General features: G+C 59.1%; 4 protein-coding genes. All 4 read left to right on the top strand.

Translation table 11 applies throughout. The features are described from left to right. Positions 1-237: 237 nt before the first annotated feature. Entirely contained in the window at positions 238-1,176 is a 939-nt protein-coding gene (locus IIY41_RS01345; RefSeq protein ID WP_287399326.1) for a ParM/StbA family protein, read from the top strand. Then, a complete protein-coding gene (locus tag IIY41_RS01340; RefSeq protein WP_270248645.1) occupies positions 1,173-1,436 on the top strand; it encodes a plasmid segregation centromere-binding protein ParR in 264 nt (87 codons plus the stop codon). Before IIY41_RS01345 ends, IIY41_RS01340 begins: the two co-directional genes overlap by 4 nt. A gap of 152 nt (positions 1,437-1,588) precedes the next feature. After that, complete coding sequence (locus IIY41_RS01335; protein WP_287399323.1) at positions 1,589-2,131, top strand: hypothetical protein; 543 nt, start codon at positions 1,589-1,591, stop codon at positions 2,129-2,131. Between the two features lie 151 nt (positions 2,132-2,282). Then, positions 2,283-2,599, top strand: a 317-nt coding sequence (dcm, locus tag IIY41_RS01330) for a DNA (cytosine-5-)-methyltransferase (RefSeq protein ID WP_287399321.1), incomplete at its 3' end; no start/stop codon positions are given.

Genomic DNA, 2,599 nt, shown 5'->3' with positions numbered 1-2,599 from the left:
AGAGTGCACCGGGCGGCGTTCAGATAGATAAAACAAGGCCCAGGCCAGAGCCGGGCAAAAAATTCAAACCGCGCAAGCCCAGGGGAAAGTATACCCTTTTGCGGGTGTGAGGAGCGGAACAGGCGCCCCGGGGAACCGGGGCGTACTGCGTTTTCCCCCTCCCCCGGACCCCCACCCCGGGTATATATTACCGGCTGGAAAAGAGAGTAATCCCCCGGGAGTTGTGCGAAAGGAGCGATGCAAGCGAACGAAAAAACGATCATCGGGGTCGACCACGGCTATGCGGCCATCAAAACCGCCCACTGTGTGTTCCCCACGGGCCTCACGGCATACAACCACGAACCCTACACCCGGCAGGATGTGCTGGAGTACGAGGGGAAATGGTACGTGTGCGGGACGGGCCGCCAGCCGGTACAGCGGGAAAAGATGGCGAACGACACCTATTACCTGCTGACGCTGGCAGCCATCGCCAGGGAGCTGGAAAGGCGGCATCTGCCGCGCAGATGTACCGTGGCTTTGGCGTCCGGCCTGCCTTTGACGAGCTACGGACGGCAAAAGGGCAGCTTTAAAAAATATCTGCTGCGCTCTCCCCAGCCGGTGAAATACCGGTATGAGGGAGAGGCGTATGAGGTGACGGTGGAAGGCGTTTGGCTGTACCCGCAGGGATATTCCGCTCTGGCGATGCATCCGGACCTCATCGCGGGCGAGCCGTCCTTCCTGCTGATGGACATCGGAGGCTGGACGGTGGACATGATGCGTCTGGACAATGGCTCCGCCAGTGCGGGGACCTGCCGGAGCCTGGAGCTGGGCATGATTCGGTGTCTGGACGAAGCACGGGAACAGGTGCTGCGGGACACGGGCCTGTCTTTGACGGACGCGCAGATCGAGCGTGTGCTCAGCGGGCAGCCCTGCAGCATGGATGAAGAAGCCCGCGGTGTGATCGAGCGGCAGGGGCGGCAGTATACAGAGCATCTGCTGTCCGCGGCGATGGAGGCGGGCTTCGACCTCAAAGCCCTTCCGGTGGTGATTCTGGGCGGCGGGGCGGGCGTAGCGGCACGCAATCTCCGGGAGAGAGACCGGCTGTGCCGTGTAATCCCGCTGACGGACAGCCGGATCAACGCGGCGGGCTTTGAGCGCCTCGCGCAGCAGATGGCGGCCCTCGGCATCACCCAGTGAAAAAACGGGCCTGCTTTTCGTTCCGTCCCCGGCCCGGCGATCCGGAGCAGCAGCGTGCGTGGGAGATCCTGCAGACCGTGCCGGAAGGAAAGAAAACGGCGTTTGTGGCGGGAGCGATCCTGCGGAGCAGGGAAGCGGAAGCACTGGAGCAGACATTGCGCCGTGTTCTGCGGGAGGAGCTGCGGACCGTCAGCATACATCCGTCCGCCGGGGAGGAAACAGTGCCCGGCCAGATGCTGGATTTTCTGGCCGGTCTGTAAAAGGCCGGGCCTGCCATTGTTGGAAATGACGTAAAAAGCGAAGAATAACATCGAAATGTCATTGGGTATGGTGATAGCTTTGGCCATGGCTTTGGGATATCCTTGTGTTGCGCCGAAAGGAAGGGCGACACCGGAAAAAGGAGAGAAAAGCCATGGAACTGCGCAATGCTTCCGTGAAGCTGCCCGCAGACCTGCACCAGCAGATCAAGGACGAGCTGGAAGCGAAGAACATCACGATGTCCCAATTTTTTGAGATGGCGGCAAAAGAACATTTCGACAAAGAGAAAGGCGGAAAAACAATGGCAAACGGACGGACGCTGGCATTTACGGTATCGGAGGAACTTTTCCAGAGGGTGAAGGAGTACCTTGCATGGTATGAGCGCACATATCACCGGCGGCTGACACAAAAGGAATTCGTGCTGGGCCTGATCGAGGATGAGCTGGAAAAAATGAGCGGGGCTATGGAGGCCGAACGGCAGGCGGAAACAGCGGATGGGTGCGGCGACGGCGATGCGGCGGATGAAGTAGGCGGGGAAGCGGTACTGTGCGCCCCGGAGAGCGGCGCACAGGCCGAAGAAACAACCGGAGCGGACACGGATACCACAGAGTGCGAAACAGAGGCGTACAGCGAAGAAAGTACATACGATGCTGAAGAATTTTGCGGAGAAGGCAATCCGCAGGGATACGAAGCATAACGGGAGAAAGGCCCCGCGGCGCATGGCAAAAACCATGACGCCGCGGGGCTTTTTCTGTTTGCCAAAGGGGGGATGCCTGCTGCTTGCAGGATAAGCTGATCTTAATTTTCAAAATGGAGTGTGATGTGAAAAAGCAATTCGATTTTTAGATATGTTTGCAGGGATCGGTGGTTTTCGGGAGGGGCTGCGCCGTGCCGGGGGATTTGAATGTGTAGGTCATTGCGAACAGGACGAGCATGCGGAGCGCAGCTACCGCGTGCTGTTTGACACGAGGGGAGAGTGGTTCTGTGAAGATATCCGAAAAGCAGACGCCGGCAGCATGCCGGGTTTCGAACTTCTCTGTGGCGGATTTCCGTGCCAGAGTTTCAGCATTGCCGGAAGCAGGCATGGATTCGCAGACCCCAGAGGAACGCTGTTCTTTGAGCTTGCCCGAGTGGCTGAAACCCGGAAGCCTCAGTATCTGCTGTT

The sequence above is a fragment of the Ruthenibacterium sp. genome (assembly GCF_017421385.1).
In the GTDB taxonomy this organism is placed as follows: Bacteria; Bacillota; Clostridia; order Oscillospirales; family Ruminococcaceae; genus Ruthenibacterium; species Ruthenibacterium lactatiformans.
Note: the sequence above shows the minus strand (reverse complement) of the source record. Positions and strands in the feature narration are given on the sequence as shown.

Excerpts from the sequence above, each read along its gene's own strand:
- IIY41_RS01345 (WP_287399326.1), top strand. The coding sequence starts at position 238 with ATGCAAGCGAACGAAAAAACGATCATCGGGGTCGACCACGGCTATGCG.
- IIY41_RS01335 (WP_287399323.1), top strand. The coding sequence starts at position 1,589 with ATGGAACTGCGCAATGCTTCCGTGAAGCTGCCCGCAGACCTGCACCAG.